The organism is Agathobaculum sp. Marseille-P7918 (assembly GCF_964248325.1).
Classification (GTDB): domain Bacteria; phylum Bacillota; class Clostridia; order Oscillospirales; family Butyricicoccaceae; genus Agathobaculum.
Map to the genome: position 1 here is coordinate 1 of NZ_CAXTXI010000014.1, position 15,551 is coordinate 15,551.

A 15,551-nucleotide genomic window follows, 5' to 3' on the forward strand; every position below is an offset into this window, starting at 1 on the left:
CTCACCGAAGCAGCTTGAATAGTATACTACCCCATGCGCCTTTTGTCAACAGCTTTTTACTATTTTTTTGCTTTTTCGCAACAAGATGTTCCATGACATTGCAGTAGAACTGCAAACCGCTGATATGTTGCCCGCTTAATCTCCCGTCTGTTTTACATGAACTCGGCGTTGGACTGCATGATGCTTTTATTCTACACCATATCGTAGGTCTATGCTCTGCTTTCATGCACCCATAAACACACGCGCTAACCAAGAATTATGCGCGTCTCTTTTACCGGAACACAAAACAATGCCGCCCGTTTTTACCAACGGGCGGCATATCATTTCACTTATGTCGATTCCACTTATGCCTGTTTCATCAATTCGGCAAGTACCATAACCTTATCTACATTTCCCTCAACTGTAATTTTCCCTTCTGCAAGCGCAACCTGAGGAATCAGCTTACCATTGAGGATTTTTTCCATATTTGTCAAGCTACCGGAAACGCAAGCGTCACGGTCAATATACTCATAGGGCATAACAGACAACACACCATTGAGAATCTCGATGTAAAAAACGCCCGTAACTTTACCGGTCAGATTGAACTGAACCGCTACTTTTCCCTGCGTTCCAGCAATATCCGCTTTGCTAAGCTTGCTATAGATTTTACCAATCAACTGATCTACGGTCATTGGAATCGCCCCCTGCTCGTATTTGTAATTCTATTATACTTTTTTTTTGAAAAAAAGCAAGTATCTTCTAGTACTTTATCAGGTAAAATCTACAGTCCATTACTTTTCAGCTTTTTCGGATAAACTGGTGATGACAATGCGGGCAAGTGATATTGATTTTCCCTCTGCCGCGCGGCACACGCAGCCGCTGCTTACACTGCGGGCACTTGAAATATCGATGTGTTTTTCTATCCCGAAAACGCGCGAGCATATTGCGCAGCCGATTGGAAACCGGCCCCCATCGCCGCAGAAACCACTGGTTCTCCGCATAGCGAGCCTGAATATTGCGCGAGAACATACGGAAATAACACAAAATCAGCAGTGCGAGAACGAAGATGCTAACCCATCTCCATCTGCTGATCCATTCCACAACAATCAGCACCAAGCCAAGCAGAAGCAATGCATTATTCAGTTGATCGCTTCCGTATCTTCCCGCCATAAAACGGCGCAAAAAATCCATCACTCGACCGCTCCCTTTCCAACGTGGTCAAACATGAGGGCTAGCACTTCATCCCGGCCATTTCCCTTTTCGGCCGAAAACGGAATAACCGGCACTTCCTCCGGCAGCAAAAGTGTCTGACGAATCTCCGCCAGATTTCCCTCCAGCTGACTTTTTTTGATTTTATCAAGCTTATTTGCAATCACAACCCAAGGCTTTTCGGATGCGCGAAACCATTCCGCCATGGTTACATCGTCCCGTGTCGGTTTGTGCCGGATATCCACAATTTGCACGCCCAGCGTGAGCAGGTCCATCGCAAAATAGGATTCCATCAACGCGCCCCAGCGCTGCTGCTCAGCTTTGGATACACGCGCATAACCATAGCCCGGCAAATCGACCAGATACATTTTCCGGTCAATCAAAAAGTAGTTGATGTGTATCGTTTTTCCGGGCTGCGCACTGACTCTGGCAAAGTTTTTACGATTGAGCAGCTTATTGATTACCGAGCTCTTTCCGACATTGGATTTTCCCGCGAAAACAATCTGCGGCAGCGCATCCTTCGGAAAATCGCTCTCTTTGACTGCTGAACGCAAAAAATCTACATTATGCAGATTAAGCGCCGGTTTTTGTTTATCCATCATTGCATCACCGCCGTTGCCGTCGTATCGGACTGCCGCGTCACCGGATTACGCGATGTTTTCTTTCTTTTGCGCGGCCGGCGCGTAAAATCGATTGCGGTTTCCATCACCGTATCCATGTGCGCAGCTGTGACAAACTTCAGCTTCTCCCGCACCACCGGTTCAATGTCCTGCAAATCCGACTCGTTATCCTTCGGAATAACGACCGTACGGATACCCGCGCGATAAGCGGCCATGGTTTTTTCCCGCAAGCCGCCAATCGGCAGAACACGTCCGCGCAGCGTAACCTCACCGGTCATCGCTACGTCGTGACGCACCGGTGCTTCGGTCAAAGCAGACACCAGCGCCGTTGTGATGGTCACGCCTGCAGAGGGGCCGTCTTTCGGCACCGCCGCTTCCGGGAAATGGATATGCAGGTCGTTGTCCTTATAGAACATCGGGTCAATGGAAAGCTCATTTGCACGTGAACGAACAAACGTCACCGCCGCCTTAGCGCTTTCCTGCATCACTGTACCCAGATTACCGGTCACCTCAATCTTACCCGTGCCGGGAACAACAGCGACTTCTACCTCCAGCATTTCACCGCCGACACTCGTCCATGCAAGACCGTTGACAATGCCTACCTCGTCCTTTTTGGTCACGACATCGTCCTTGTATCGTGCAACACCCAGCAGGTCCTCCAAATTCTTCTCCGATACCGTCAAACGCCGCCCGCCGTCCGTGATATGCTTGGCCGCCTTTCGGCAGATTTTCGCCAATAACTGTTCCAAACGGCGTACACCCGCTTCGCGCGTGTACCGCGAAATGACCAGTCCCAGCATCTTCTCGGAAATCACAAGCTGGCCCTTATGCAGCCCATGCTTTTCCATCTGTTTGGGAAGCAGATGATGCAGCGCTATCTGCCGCTTCTCCTCCTCCGTATATGAGGACAGTTCAATAACCTCCATACGGTCCAGCAGCGGACGCGGCACAGTGGACAGATCATTTGCCGTAGTCAGGAACAGCACATCTGACAGGTCAAATGGTAATTCGACATAATGGTCACGGAATGCAACATTCTGCTCGGTATCCAATACCTCCAGCATAGCCGCGGCGGGATCACCCCGAAAATCGTTGCCCATCTTATCAATTTCATCCAGCAAAAGCAACGGATTGGACGTACCCGCACGACGCAGCGCATCCATAATACGCCCGGGCATCGCTCCGATATAGGTCTTGCGATGGCCACGAATATCCGCTTCATCCCGCACGCCGCCCAAGCTCATGCGCGCATAGTTACGCCCCATTGCCTCCGCAATGGATTTAGCAATCGAAGTCTTGCCCACGCCCGGCGGACCTACCAGACAAAGCACCTGCCCCCGCAGCTCAGGCGCAAGCATCTTGACCGCCAGAAACTCCATAATGCGCTCCTTGACCTTCTTTAAACCGTAGTGGTCACGGTCCAGAATTGCCTGCGCTTCGCCCAAGTCCAACCGTTCCTCGCTCTTTTTATTCCAAGGCAGCTCCAGCACGGTATCCAGATAGGTGCGCACGACACCCTGCTCCGCGCTGGAACCGCTCAGTTTAGCGAAGCGGTCCACTTCATGGATGAGCTTGTCCTCACACTCCTGCGGCAGATGCAGATCAAGCACACGTTTCCGATAGGCCTCCGCCTCAGCGGCCGTATCCTGCTCACCCAGCTCGCTCTGAATCACTTTGATTTGTTCGCGCAGATAATATTCCCGCTGATTTTTGTCAATCTGCGTTTTCAGTTCGTCCTGAATTTCATTCTCAATCTTGAGAATTTCGGTTTCCTCGCCCAGCAGTCGAATCACCATCGCCAGACGGCGCGTGACATTCAGCTCCTCCAGAATCTCCTGCTTTGCTTCAACTTCGACCGACAGGTTCTGCGCGATATAATCCGCCAGCCACCCCGGCTCGCCGCCCTCCGCAACCGTCATCTCCACATCCTGCGAAATACGGCCGGCATTCTGCGCATACTCTGCAAACCGCTCCTGTGCCGTACGCACAAGCGCCTGTGCACGCCGTTCGGTCACACCGATGACGTAATCACTCAGCTCCTCAACGTCGGCAAAAATGCAGTCATCCTTCTTTTCCGGCGCTGTAAACTGATGCGCCAGCGCGCGGGTGCGACCCTCGACAAGCACACGAATATTATCGCCCGGCAACCGTAAAATCTGCCGCACCATGCATATTGTTCCGGTTTGATATAAATCGCCCGGTGACGGCACGTCGGTTTTCAGTTCACGCTGCGCCGTTAGAAAAATCATCTGTCCACTTTTCATCGACGCTTCCAGCGCACGAATCGACATCAGGCGCCCAACGTCGAAATGAATAATCATATTAGGAAAGGCGGTTAGGCCGCGCAACGGCAGCACCGGCAGCCGCTTGAACTCCGCCTCGGTTGTTACTATCATAGTTCTCTCCTCACACGCGGAAAAATAATTAGATAGAGTCAGTATAGTATATTTTTCTCGGTTTGTAAAGCATCCACAAACAGTAATAGACAAAAAACGCGGGTGAAACCAGCGGTTCCCCCACGTTTTTTTGCTGTTTTATGCGCTTTTTGTTGGTTTTGAGCGTTTTTCTCCTTTTTTCGAGGACGAAGCCTCGGAAGGAAGCGCTGCGCGCCCGCCATGTTCAATGAGCGGCTCACCTTCACCCGTCACAGTTTCCCGTGTGATAACCACACGGTTGACACTTGTGTCGGACGGAATGCGGAACATAATATCCGTCATCACACTTTCCAGCACACCGCGAAGGCCACGTGCGCCCGTTTTACGGGCAAGAGCGGTCTTTGCGACCTCTTCGAGCGCATCCGGTGCAAACTCCAGCATCACGCCGTCCATGGCCAGCAACGTCTGATACTGTTTAACCAGCGCGTTTTTCGGCTCCTGCAAAATACGGACCAAGGCTTTTTCATCCAGCGTATCCAGCGAAACCACAGCTGGCAGACGGCCAATCAGTTCAGGAATCAGCCCGTACTTCATCAGATCATGCGGCTCAATCTGGGCAAGCAGATGATCGGTCTGATCCTCCTGCTGGCTCTTCACCTCAGAGCCAAAGCCCATGCCCTGTTTTCCGATTCGCTTCTGGATGATACCTTCAATACCGTCGAACGCACCGCCGCAGATAAACAGAATATTAGTGGTATCAATTTGGATAAATTCCTGATGCGGATGCTTGCGACCGCCCTGCGGCGGCACATTGGCCGTCGTACCCTCCAGCATCTTGAGCAGTGCCTGCTGCACGCCCTCACCCGATACGTCGCGTGTAATAGAGGGATTTTCGCTCTTGCGGGCAATCTTGTCAATCTCATCGACATAGATAATACCATGCTCCGCCAGCTCAACATCAAAGTCGGCTGCCTGAATCAGGCGCAGCAGAATATTTTCCACATCTTCACCGACATAGCCGGCTTCCGTCAGCGTAGTGGCGTCCGCAATTGCGAAAGGCACCTGCAACGTCTTTGCCAGTGTCTGCGCCAGCAGCGTCTTACCCGAACCGGACGGACCAAGCATCAGAATATTGGATTTCTGCAATTCCACATCGGTTTCCGGATGATAAATGCGTTTATAGTGATTGTACACCGCAACCGAAAGCGCAATCTTCGCACGCTCCTGTCCGATGACATATTCATCCAGCACCGCCTTGAGTTCCTGCGGCGTGGGCAGTTTTTCCGGCTCAATCGCCGTCTGCTCCGCACGATCCTCCGGTGCGAAATCCAGTTCATCCTCCAGAATGCTGGTGCATACGCCGATGCACTCATCGCAGATATATACGCCGGGGCCTGCGATCAATTTGCGGACACGTCCCTGCGGTTTTCCGCAAAACGAACATTTCAGCGTCTTATCATCATCAAAATTCGGCATTTGGCACCTCTACCCTACACTTATCAATGCTTATCGAACACCTTGTCAATCAGGCCGTATTCCACTGCTTCCTCTGCGGACATGAAGTTATCACGCTCGCAGTCCGCAGTGACCACCTCGATCGGCTTGCCGGTGTTTTCCGATAAAATTTTATTCATACGCTTCTTGATAATCTCAAGACGCTTGAGATGGATGGCCATATCGGTAATCTGTCCCTGCGTACCGGCGGACGGCTGATGAATCATAATTTCCGCATTGGGCAGCGCATATCGCTTTCCCTTTGCGCCCGAGGACAGCAAAAACGCACCCATAGATGCCGCCATACCGATGCAGATGGTCGATACATCACACTTGATATAATTCATCGTATCATAAATCGCCATACCTGCCGTAACCGAACCGCCCGGGCTGTTGATATACAGAGAAATATCCTTATCCGGGTCCTGTGCTTCCAGATACAGAAGCTGCGCCACAACCAGCGAAGCGGTCGTATCGTTGACCTCCTCGCACAGCATCACAATGCGGTCGTTGAGCAGACGGGAATAAATATCGAACGAACGCTCGCCGCGGCCGGTCTGTTCGATGACCATTGGGACTAAACTCACTTGGAAAACTCCTTTCGAGAATTCGATGAAAACCACTGTTTCCATCGAGCGACGCCCTTACCGGCAATGCCGGAAGGACTATTGCAGCCAAATCAGATTCCCATACAGACAGAAACCATCTTTGACCTTTGTATAAAAAGCGCGGGCAACGCTCGCGCTTTTTATGAAACCAGCCGCATAGCGGCCGGTTTCTGTTTTACTGCGCATGCGCGCGGAAAACGGATTACTCCGCAGTCTCTTCAGCTGCCTCTTCGTCCGCCTTCTTCTTAGAAGATGCCTTCTTCGCCTTGGCATGCTTCTTGATGAACTCCAGCGCGTTGGAAATCTTCAAATCGTCGCTCAGCGCCTCGGCAGATACGATGGACTTGACCTTCTCCACATCCATCTTATACTGCTCCGCCATCTTAGCATATTCCTCTTCCATTTCCTTGTCGGAAACTGCGATGGACTCCAACTCTGCAACCTTTTCGAGTGCCAGACGAATCTTCACCTGACGCTCCGCCTGCGCCTGAAACATTGCGCGGAATGCACCCATCTCAGTACCGGTCATGGTCAGGTACTGCTCCAGCGTCATGCCCTGCATCTGCACACGATAGCGGAAATCCTGAACGATGGAGTCGATTTGACCCTCGATCATAGCCTGCGGAATATCCGCCTTCAGGTTCTCGATTACAGCGTCGAGCACCTTTTCCTCAAAGGCATGGTCTGCCGCTTCCTGACGCTCCTTCTTCAGCCGATCGGAAATCTCCTTCTTCAGGTCATCCAGCGTCTCGCAGGTCTCGGAAACGTCCTTTGCGAACTCGTCGTCCAGCTCCGGCAGAATGTTTTCCTCTACCTTGTGTACCTTGCACTTAAACACGGCTTCCTTACCGGCCAGCTCCTTAGCGTGGTAGTCCTCCGGGAAGGTAACAGTAACGTCCTTCTCGTCGCCCGCCTTGCAGCCAATCAGCTGATCCTCAAAGCCCGGAATGAACGAACCCGAACCCAAAGTCAGCGCATGATGCTCCGCCTTGCCGCCCTCAAAGGCAACGCCATCTACAAAGCCCTCGAAGTCGATATCAACGGTATCGTTCTTCTTTGCCTTGCGGTCAACGGTCTCGGTGCGTGCATTGCGCTGCGCCAGACGGTTCAGCTCAGCCTTCACGTCCGCAGCCAGAACCTTGACGGTTTCCTTCTCAACCTCAATGCCCTTGTACTCGCCCAGTTCAACCTCCGGCTCAACCGGTACCTTGGCGATGATGGTCAGGCCGCCCTCTTCCGCCGGGTCGCCCAGATCGACATCCGCACGGCCAACCGGCTTGATGCCGGACTTCTCAACAGCCATTTCCATAGCTTCGGGATATATGATATTGAAAGCCTCTTCAAAGAACACGCCTTCGCCATACAGCTTTTCGATCATCTTGCGGGGCGCCTTGCCCTTGCGGAAGCCCGGAACTGTGATATTCTTGCCGGTCTTCTTAAACGCCTTGTCCTTGGCAGCCTCAAACTCCGCCTTGGTGATTTCGATGGTCAGCGCAACGACGCTGTGCTCCTGCTTTTCCGTGTTTTTCAGTTCCATGTTGCCAAACTCCTTACTTCAATACTTCTATTGTATCTAAATCATTCTACCAGATTATTCTGTAGATTTCCATACTTTTTTCTACTTTTTCAAAAAAACCGGGGTAAAATCCACATGATCGCCCGAAACCAGTCGCCACTCGATTCCGTCATGCATCCCCTCGACCGCCCAGCGCAGGCTTTCCGAGTGCAAATGGCCGTAAATACAGCGGGAAACGCCGTATTTCTGCATCAATTCAATCATCGGACCGCACCGAAAATTCGCGTACAGAGGCGGATAATGCAGAAAGCAGATGATTTCCTCAGGCTGCTGCGCGGCCCCCAATTTGAGAGACGCTTCCAAACGCAATAATTCGCGCCGAAATATCTTTTCATTATGGGGGTCGGAAAAATCTTCCTCGAAGGGCCATCCGCGTGTACCGCACAATGCAGTCTTTTCATAGAAAAAGCAATTATTATGCAGAAAATCAATCGTAGAAAACCCATTTTCCTCTAAAAAGCGGTGCATCTTTTTTGCCGTTTCCCACCAGAGGTCGTGATTTCCTTTGAGGATGAGTTTGCGTCCGGGCAGCGACTCCAGCAGCGCAAAATCCCCCTGTGCTTCAGCAAGGCTGATGCCCCACGAGATATCTCCGCCCAGCACGACGGTATCCTCCGGCGCGATGAGTGCATTCCAGTTTTTGATGATTTTGTCCGTATATCCCTGCCATCGTCCGCCGAAAATGTCCATCGGCTTTTGCACGCCCGTCGCCAAATGCAGGTCGGCCAGCGTATACAGCGCCATGCTTACAGATCCTTGAGCAGGTCGACCGTGGACAGGATTTCCGTCTTGTCCACTACGCGGTCAAAGCGCGGCTGCTTGTCTGCCAGCGCAGCAAGCGGTGCAGGCGCAGCAACCCCGGTCAACTCAGTCAGAACGGCAAGCTGGGACACGTCATCCTTTTCGAGCGTACCGCCCAGCGCTTCAATGACCGAACGGCAGAACTTAAACGGCGAGGCCGTAGACGCAATGACGGTCGGCGTCTGGTCGCACGTACGCGCACGATAGTCCTCATAAACACGCACCGCAACCGCCGTATGCGTATCAGCCAGATAATGCTCACGCTCCCACAGCGCACGAATCGTCTCCGCGGTCTGCTCATCGTCGCAGCAACCCGCATCGAAGTCCGCGGCAATCTTCGCAAATACCGCTTCCGGCGCCTGATAGCTGCCGTCCGTGGACAGGCGCTGCATCAGCTCCGCAACAAGCTTATCATCAAAGTCGGACGCAAAGAACAGCAAACGCTCCAGATTGGACGAAATCAAAATATCCATCGAGGGCGACGCAGTGGTATAGAAATCGCGGTTTTTGTCATATACGCCGTTTTTCTTAAAAAAGTCGGTCAGCACATTGTTGCGGTTGGACGCACAAATAAACTTATTCACCGGCAGACCCATGTGCTTTGCAATGTATGCCGCAAGAATATTGCCGAAATTACCGGTCGGCACACACACGTTAATTTTCTCGCCCATCTTAACCGCACCGGATTTCACCATATCGCAGTAGGCCGAAATGTAATAAGCAATCTGCGGCGCAAGACGGCCCCAGTTTATCGAGTTTGCCGAGGAAAGCATCATGCCCTCACGGTCGAGCTTTGCACGCGTCTCCTCATCCGTAAAGATACGCTTGACCGCGCTCTGTGCGTCGTCAAAGTTGCCGCGGATGGCAACGACCTCAACGTTTGCACCCTCCTGTGTCACCATTTGCAGCTTCTGCATGGGTGAAACACCGTCGACCGGATAATACACCATAATTTTGGTGCCTTCCACGTCGTGGAAGCCATCGAGTGCAGCCTTGCCGGTATCGCCCGAAGTCGCAACCAGAATGCAGGCCGTGCGCGTCTCGCCGGTCTTGCGCAGCGAAGCGGTCAACAGGTGCGGCAGCATCTGCAGCGCCATATCCTTGAACGCACAGGTCGGGCCATGCCACAGCTCCAGCATATATTTGCCGTCTGCCAGCGTCACCACCGGCGCGGTATCCTTGCCGCCGAATTTGTTGTCCGCATAAGCCTTTGCCGCATACTGTGCCAGCTCCTCGCCCGAAAAATCGGTCAGGAACTTGCCGAGAATGCGCGCCGAACGGCCCTTGTAATCCAGATTGGCCAGCGCGTGCCAGTCCTCCGCTGTCAGCGCGGGGAACTCCGTCGGACAGTACAGACCGCCGTCCGGCGCAATGCCGTTTGCAATCGCGTAGGCCGCGGAGACCTTGCGCGTCTTATCTCTTGTGCTTACATATTCCATTGATTCAAACCTCCGCCGTTTTTGATGGGTATATTACAGCATTTTTTGTATAAACGCATATGCATTGTTATAAAACAAATCGTCGACCACCGTTTGCCGATAGCCCCGTGCAAGCATGCGGTCGGCAAGCTGATACAGGTCCTTGAGACCGTCCATTCCTGCGGGAAGCTCGTCACAGCCGTCAAAATCACAGCCGAGCGCAATGCATTTCTCCCCGCTCATGCCGAGAAAGTGTTCAATATGCTCGATGACATCATCCAGCACCGCACCGCCCTGCCGCACCAGAAACGGCGCATACAGGTTGATGCCCACCAGACCGCCTCGCCGTACTATCTCAGCAAACTGCGCATCCGTCAGGTTGCGCGCATGGCGGCACAGTGCGCGGCTGTCGCTGTGCGACGCGACGAACGGACCGTCTATTATCTCGCATACATCCCAGAACCCGCGCTCGGACAAATGGGACACATCCACGATGATGCCTTTATCAACACAGTCCCGCACCAACTGCCCGCCGTCATCCGTTAAGCCTTCCTCCTGATTGACCGCAGACGAACACCCGAAGCGGCTGCGGTAGTTCCACGTGAGGGTCAGCAAACGCACTCCCGCGTCATAAGCGACGTCCAGCGCATCCGGCCGGTCGGGCAGCAGTTCTGCACCCTCGATAGACAGAAACGCCGCCGCTTTGCCCGCGTCTGACGCCGCCTGTAAATCCGCTGCTGAGCGGCAGAACATCAGCCAGTCGGCGTTGTCGGCAAACTCGCGTGCCGCCGTTTGCAGCATGCGGCGCAGCCGTTCGTCCGTCGGCGTGTCCAGCAGACAATCCCGCCCACACGCCTGCGCTTCGCTCGGCGCACGCGCGCCGCAGAACAAAGCAAAAAACTGCGCATAATGTGTATAGCGCTGCGTCGCAGCAAAATTCACATGCAGGTCGTTTTCCCGCAAGCGCTTGCCTGTCTCACAGCATTCATACAGGGTGTCGCAGTGCAGATCAAACAGCTTCATTCTCACCCTCCAAACGCATTCTCCAGATGATAGATGCGCGGCGCGGCGGTTGCTCCCTCCTCGCCGTATACCTCGACCACGTCGAAACGTGGCTGTAACTGGGACGGATGCTTCTGCAGCCACAGCGCAGCTGTAGCGGTAATGCGCTGCTGCTTGGCAGCTGTGACAGCCTCGCGAGCCGCAGCGAAACGGTCGCTTTTGCGCGTCTTGACCTCGACAAACACAATATATTCCCCGCGGGACGCAATAATGTCGATTTCTCCGAAGCGAGTGCGAAAATTGGTTTCCACCGTACGGTAGCCCTCGCGCTCCAGATAGGAACGTGCGGCATCCTCGCCCCATGCGCCCTTCATCGCGGCGCCTCGGGATGTTTTTGGTAAAACTTCTTTAAAAACGTGCGCCGATGGATGGGACACGGACCGTGTTCAAGCAGCGCCGCATCATGCGCGCGTGTCTCGTACCCTTTATGCTTTTCAAATCCGTAAACCGGATAACGCGCGGCAAAATCACGCATCAACCGGTCACGTGTCACTTTGGCGACAATGGAGGCCGCGGCAACACTCGGAATGCATGCGTCACCGGACACGACACATTCATATGGCAAAGACAACCCCTCCGAGCGGTTCCCGTCCACATAGACAAAGTCTGCCGGCTGCGGCAACCCCTCGACTGCCTGCTGCATGGCGCGATACGTCGCTTGCAGGATATTGATTTCGTCGATTGTCTTTTCATCGACCAGCGATACTGACCACGCAATTGCGTTCTCAGTAATTACATCAAACAGCGCCTCTCGTTTTTTCTCGCTGAGCTTTTTGGAGTCGTTTAAGCCCTCAATGACAATGCCGGCAGGCAGAATCACCGCTGCCGCGCACACCGGACCCGCAATCGGACCGCGCCCGGCTTCGTCGACGCCACACACTGCGGAATAGCCGGCCTTCCACGCCTTCTCTTCAAATTCCCACGTCATTGCATATAATCCTCCGGCGTTTCCAGCGTGATGCGCCCCAGCACACCGCCGCGGAACTCATCGAGCAGAATGCGCGCCATGCGCTCGGTATCAATCTCACCGCCGCGCAGCAGGAAACCGCGCCGCTGTCCGGCTTGCGTCAGCATGTCATACCCCGGAAAATCGCTCTCCTCCGGCGGCGTCACACCGTACCGCTCAGCTATCGCCTGCGGCGCCTGTACGGCAAGCAGCTCCATCAGCTTGCAGCCGAGCGTCTCCACATCCAGAATATCGTCGCGAATCGCACCCGTGCATGCCAGCAGGATACCGACACGCTCATCGTCAAACTTAGGCCACAGGATGCCCGGTGTGTCGAGCAGGTCGATACCGCTCTCCACACGGAACCACTGGCTGCCGCGTGTCACACCCGGCTTATCCGCCGCCTTGGCGGACTTGCGGCCGAGAATACGGTTGATAAAGGTCGATTTACCCACATTAGGGATACCCACGACCATGACGCGCACCGCTTTACCGACCAGACCTTTTTCATTCCACCCGGCAATCTTATCCGCGAGCAGCGTACGCACCGCGTTTGCAAACGCCTGCGTTCCCTGCCCCTTGCGACTGTCGGTTTCGATGACCGCCATACCCTGCGAGCGGAAATGCTTTGCCCACACGGCGGTTTTCGAAGGGTCTGCCAAATCAATCCGGTTGAGAATCATCAGACGCGGCTTTCCCGCGGCGATGTCGTCCATATCCGGATTGCGGGACACCTGTGGGATGCGCGCGTCTACAACCTCGCACACTGCATCTACTTGCTTAATATATTCCGCCATCTGACGACGGGTTTTTGTCATATGGCCGGGATACCATTGAATATTCATCTTATCACGCTACCGATCCAAAATCACTGAACGGAAATACTACGCTGAGCACATGTCCCAGAACATAGCGCTCATCCACCATGCCAAGGCTGGACCACCGGCTGTCGGTTGAACCGTTGCGGTTATCACCCAGCACATAGATGCAGCCCTCCGGCACGGTCTGCGGATAAGTCAAATCGCCCATGCGCTCAAGTGTATTGATTTTCTCCAAAATATACGGCTCATCGAGTACCTCACCGTTGACAAGTACGTCACCTGTCACCGGATCAATGTCCACCGTATCGCCGCCGGTTGCAATCACACGCTTGACGATCGGCTGGTCGTGCCAAAAGCCTTCCTTACGCAGAATGACAATATCCCCTTTTTCCGGTGTATACCCCAGATTGCTGACCAGCATGATACTGTGATCCTGCAAAGTCGGATACATGGATGTACCGTCTACACCAATGAGACGCACAAAGAACGTGAATACAACAACAAAAAATATCAGCACAACCATGAGGGATTCTCCCCAGCTGAACAGTTCGCTGGAAAAACGCCCCTCGGCTTTCTTTTTCTCTTCGGTCTGTGCTTGCTCCATGATAATTCCTCCAAAAAGATAAGCATACTATTTTATTATAGCGGCATATTTCCATCTGCGCAAGACCAAAAACGCGGAATAGGCAAAAACGGGGAGCATCAGCTCCCCGTTTTTGTTGTTCGGTTGTAAAAATTAAACCTTCTCGGCAACCTTAGCAGCCTTACCTACGCGGCCGCGCAGATAGTACAGCTTGGCGCGGCGAACCTTACCGCTGCGCACAACCTCGAACTTTGCTACGTTCGGGGAGTGTACCGGGAACGTCTTCTCAACGCCTACGCCATAGGAAATACGGCGAACGGTAACCGTCTGGTTTACACCGGCGTGCTTCTTGGCAATGATGATGCCCTCGAAAATCTGAATACGCTCGCGGTTGCCTTCCTTAATCTTCGCGTGTACCTTAACGGTATCACCGATCTTGAGCTCCGGCAGATCGCTCTTCAGCTGCTGCTCGGACAATACTTTGACCAGATCCATCTTTCTGTCATCCTTTCGTCTTAGACATTCTTGCCCTATTTTCCCTACAAATAAGCAGAGGAATGCCCGTGTTACCGAAATATAATACCACAATCCCTTGCGCTTTGCAAGTGTTTTTTCCGCATAAAAACCAATATTTTCACTTTCGCTTGTTTTTTTGGCAAATCATAGTATACTGGTAGTGACTCTATTTGTAAAGGAGCAATTACCATGTGGGCTTATGAAAGTGTTTTCTACCAAATTTATCCGATCGGTTTCTGCGATGCGCCGCGCGTCAACGACGGCATCACCGTCCCGCGCATCAGTAAGGTAGCGGACTGGGCCGATCATATTTCGAAACTTGGCTGCAACGCCGTCTATTTCTCCCCGATCTTCGAATCTGACAGCCACGGTTATGATACCCGTGATTTCCGTAAAATCGACTGCCGCCTCGGCACAAATAAGGACTTTGCCGCTGTCTGCGAAACGCTGCATGAAAACGGTATCAAGGTTGTGCTCGACGGTGTGTTTAACCACGTCGGCCGCGGCTTCTGGGCCTTCCGCGACGTGCAGGAAAAGAAATGGGACTCGCCTTACAAGGACTGGTTCCACATCTCCTTTGACGGAAACTCCAATTATAACGACGGCTTCTGGTACGAGGGCTGGGAGGGCCATTACGAGCTGGTCAAGCTCAATCTGAAAAACCCTGCGGTTGTGCAGCACATTTTCGACTGTATCCGTCTGTGGGTAGAGGAATTCGACATTGACGGCCTGCGGCTGGATGTTGCCTATTGTCTGGACAAGGACTTCATCCGTCAGCTGCGCGCGTTCTGCGACAGCTTGGGACGCGACTTTTTCCTGGTGGGCGAGCTGCTGCACGGGGATTACAACCAGTTTGTCGGCGACCAGATGCTGCACTCCTGCACCAACTACGAGTGTTACAAGGGCCTGTACTCTTCGATGAACAGCTTGAACCTTTTTGAAATCACCCATTCCCTGTTGCGTCAGTTTGGCCCGGAAAACTGGACACTGTACCGCGGCAAGCATCTGTTGGATTTCGTTGACAACCATGATGTTACCCGTATTGCATCCATTTTGCAAAACCCCAAGCACCTGCCGCTCGTCTATGCGCTGCAATTCGGCATGCCCGGCATCCCCTGTGTGTATTACGGCAGCGAATGGGGCGCGACAGGAGAAAAGCATCAGGGAGATGACGCGCTGCGTCCTTCGTTTGAAAAACCGTTGTGGAACGACCTGACTGATTGGATTGCGGCACTTGCCAAAGCGCACCGCGAAAGCAAGGCGCTGTGTTACGGCGATTTCAAGCAGGTCGTGCTGACCAACAAACAATGCATCTGGGAGCGCATCTTTGAGGATGAGCGTGTGCTGATTGCGGTCAATATTGACGAAGCACCGTATGTTGCACATTTTGATGCGAAATGCGGGCAGGCGGTTGACCTGATTTCCGGCAAGCTGCATGACTTCGGCGGCGGCAGCGAGCTGCCTGCCTATTCTGCTTTCTTCTGGAAATGCGAACGATAAAACAGGATATAAAAAAGACGGCGCTTGCAGGCGTCGTCTTTTT

General features: G+C 53.2%; 16 protein-coding genes. 1 reads left to right on the forward strand and 15 read right to left on the reverse strand.

The genetic code is table 11. The features are described 5' to 3' along the window. Positions 1-344: 344 nt before the first annotated feature. The 15 genes from ACESSO_RS15095 to rplS all read right to left on the reverse strand — a co-directional run bounded on the left by ACESSO_RS15095 (position 345) and on the right by rplS (position 13,987). Positions 345-671 (reverse strand): SCP2 sterol-binding domain-containing protein, encoded by a 327-nt coding sequence (locus ACESSO_RS15095; RefSeq protein WP_373166372.1) that lies wholly within the window; start codon positions 669-671, stop codon positions 345-347. A gap of 106 nt (positions 672-777) precedes the next feature. Continuing rightward, positions 778-1,149, reverse strand: a complete 372-nt coding sequence (locus ACESSO_RS15100; protein WP_373166373.1) for a hypothetical protein — start codon at positions 1,147-1,149, stop codon at positions 778-780. Positions 1,150-1,169: 20 nt separating this feature from the next. After that, positions 1,170-1,790, reverse strand: coding sequence for a ribosome biogenesis GTP-binding protein YihA/YsxC (gene yihA, locus ACESSO_RS15105; RefSeq protein WP_373166374.1), 621 nt, complete (start codon positions 1,788-1,790; stop codon positions 1,170-1,172). After that, positions 1,787-4,204 (reverse strand): endopeptidase La, encoded by a 2,418-nt coding sequence (gene lon / locus ACESSO_RS15110; protein WP_373166375.1) that lies wholly within the window; start codon positions 4,202-4,204, stop codon positions 1,787-1,789. Before lon ends, yihA begins: the two co-directional genes overlap by 4 nt. 138 nt (positions 4,205-4,342) lie before the next feature. After that, positions 4,343-5,659: an ATP-dependent Clp protease ATP-binding subunit ClpX gene (clpX, locus tag ACESSO_RS15115; protein WP_373166376.1), complete on the reverse strand. Its 1,317-nt coding sequence runs from the start codon at positions 5,657-5,659 to the stop codon at positions 4,343-4,345. A gap of 23 nt (positions 5,660-5,682) precedes the next feature. After that, a complete protein-coding gene (clpP, locus tag ACESSO_RS15120) occupies positions 5,683-6,264 on the reverse strand; it encodes an ATP-dependent Clp endopeptidase proteolytic subunit ClpP (RefSeq protein WP_054327555.1) in 582 nt (193 codons plus the stop codon). Positions 6,265-6,487: 223 nt separating this feature from the next. Then, positions 6,488-7,822, reverse strand: coding sequence for a trigger factor (gene tig, locus ACESSO_RS15125; RefSeq protein ID WP_373166377.1), 1,335 nt, complete (start codon positions 7,820-7,822; stop codon positions 6,488-6,490). Between the two features lie 81 nt (positions 7,823-7,903). Further along, positions 7,904-8,605: a metallophosphoesterase gene (locus tag ACESSO_RS15130; protein WP_373166378.1), complete on the reverse strand. Its 702-nt coding sequence runs from the start codon at positions 8,603-8,605 to the stop codon at positions 7,904-7,906. A gap of 2 nt (positions 8,606-8,607) precedes the next feature. Further along, positions 8,608-10,101, reverse strand: a complete 1,494-nt coding sequence (gene thrC / locus ACESSO_RS15135) for a threonine synthase (protein ID WP_373166379.1) — start codon at positions 10,099-10,101, stop codon at positions 8,608-8,610. Between the two features lie 33 nt (positions 10,102-10,134). Next, entirely contained in the window at positions 10,135-11,103 is a 969-nt protein-coding gene (locus tag ACESSO_RS15140) for a dipeptidase (RefSeq protein ID WP_373166380.1), read from the reverse strand. 2 nt (positions 11,104-11,105) lie between these two features. Further along, entirely contained in the window at positions 11,106-11,456 is a 351-nt protein-coding gene (locus ACESSO_RS15145; RefSeq protein ID WP_373166381.1) for a YraN family protein, read from the reverse strand. Beyond that, a complete protein-coding gene (locus ACESSO_RS15150; RefSeq protein ID WP_373166382.1) occupies positions 11,453-12,070 on the reverse strand; it encodes a ribonuclease HII in 618 nt (205 codons plus the stop codon). The genes ACESSO_RS15145 and ACESSO_RS15150 overlap by 4 nt, the downstream gene beginning before the upstream one ends. Beyond that, positions 12,067-12,933 (reverse strand): ribosome biogenesis GTPase YlqF, encoded by an 867-nt coding sequence (gene ylqF / locus ACESSO_RS15155; protein ID WP_373166383.1) that lies wholly within the window; start codon positions 12,931-12,933, stop codon positions 12,067-12,069. The genes ACESSO_RS15150 and ylqF overlap by 4 nt, the downstream gene beginning before the upstream one ends. A gap of 4 nt (positions 12,934-12,937) precedes the next feature. Continuing rightward, complete coding sequence (lepB, locus tag ACESSO_RS15160) at positions 12,938-13,513, reverse strand: signal peptidase I (protein WP_373166384.1); 576 nt, start codon at positions 13,511-13,513, stop codon at positions 12,938-12,940. Between the two features lie 132 nt (positions 13,514-13,645). Continuing rightward, positions 13,646-13,987 (reverse strand): 50S ribosomal protein L19, encoded by a 342-nt coding sequence (rplS, locus tag ACESSO_RS15165; RefSeq protein ID WP_125116150.1) that lies wholly within the window; start codon positions 13,985-13,987, stop codon positions 13,646-13,648. A 210-nt stretch (positions 13,988-14,197) separates the two neighbouring features. On the opposite strand from rplS, the gene ACESSO_RS15170 reads away from it, so the two are divergent. Beyond that, positions 14,198-15,508 carry an alpha-amylase family glycosyl hydrolase gene (locus tag ACESSO_RS15170; RefSeq protein WP_373166385.1) on the forward strand — a complete coding sequence of 437 codons (1,311 nt, stop codon included), beginning with the start codon at positions 14,198-14,200 and terminating at the stop codon, positions 15,506-15,508. The last annotated feature ends 43 nt before the right edge of the window (positions 15,509-15,551 follow it).